At 27.7% G+C, this 1,287-nt stretch carries 1 protein-coding gene; it reads left to right on the top strand.

Translation table 11 applies throughout. The annotated features are described in order from the left end of the window. Nucleotides 1–46: 46 nt before the first annotated feature. Nucleotides 47–1,287 (top strand): IS1634 family transposase (locus B0A58_RS12730; protein ID WP_089081376.1); only part of this gene is annotated, 1,241 nt, incomplete at its 3' end.

Raw genomic sequence — 1,287 nt, 5'->3', positions numbered from 1 at the left:
TTTTTTTTAACTTTGTAGTGTATAAATTATTCATTACATTTAAAATATGGCTTTTATTAGAAAGATAAAAAAGAAAGATGCTGTTTATCTTGCTGAAGTAGAATCATACAGAGAAGACGGAAAAGTTAAACAAAGAGTGATTCGGTATCTTGGCAAAGAAGTAGATGGTAAACCAGAAAAGAAAGTACTTTTATCGTCGGTGAAGATCAATTCAAGTAAACGGTTTTTAGATTATTATGTTTTAGATTTTTTAGCAAAAGAATTGACATTAGATACATTATTAGGCGAACATCATAACTATATTTTATTATTAGTTTATACGCAAATAATTTCTAGGAAATCAATCTATCAACTACCTGATTATGTTGATAATACGGTATTATTAGAGCTTTTAAAAATTGATAAATTGGTTGATAAAAATCTATATAAAGCATTGGATTGGCTTGATAAATTTGATTTTAAGGAAATTGAAGACACTCTATTGAAAATAATGCTTGCAGATAAAAAAGAGAGAAAAGCACTAGTGTTAGACGTTACAGATACTTATTTTAATGGGAAAAATGCAGATTGGAAAAAAAGAAAAGGAAAAGATGGGAAGGTTGATAAATTAATACAAATAGCATTAGCAGTTACTCAAGATGAGGGTTTTCCAATTTTGCACAAAATGTACGAAGGAAACATAGGAAACACTAAGGTGTTTTCAGATTTATTGAAAGATATACGTTTAACGGATTTTGATTGTATAATATTAGACAGAGGTATGATAAGCCATGAATTATTAAACGATCTCAAGCAATTAAATCAAGAGGTAATTACTGGTCTAAGAACAAATAATAAAATAAAAAGAGAGTTTTTAGATCAAATAAAAAGAGAAGAAATCTTTCATCCTTCATGCGGAATTCTATTAAAAAACACACATGTGTTTTATCAATCCTTTGATTATCTTGCGGGTAAACTCATTGTTATTTACAATCCTGAAATGGAAAATGTTAAGATGGAAAAGTTACTTAAAAATCCAGATTCAAAGAGCAAAGAAAATGTAAAATACTTTGGATATTCGCTGCTTTATCATTCTACTAAACTATCTGAAAAAGAGGTGATTAAAAAATATTTTGAAAAAGATATTGTAGAAAAGGCATATCGAGAACTAAAAACAAATATCCATCTTAACCCTGTTCGAAAATACAGAATGAATAGAGTGAGTGCGCATATTAAAATTTGTTATTTGGCTTATGCAATTATGTCATTCATGCAAAACAAATTAAAAGATATTGGTATAACAGCAAA

The organism is Flavobacterium branchiophilum NBRC 15030 = ATCC 35035 (assembly GCF_002217205.1).
GTDB classification, from domain to species: domain Bacteria; phylum Bacteroidota; class Bacteroidia; order Flavobacteriales; family Flavobacteriaceae; genus Flavobacterium; species Flavobacterium branchiophilum.
Note: the sequence above shows the minus strand (reverse complement) of the source record. Positions and strands in the feature narration are given on the sequence as shown.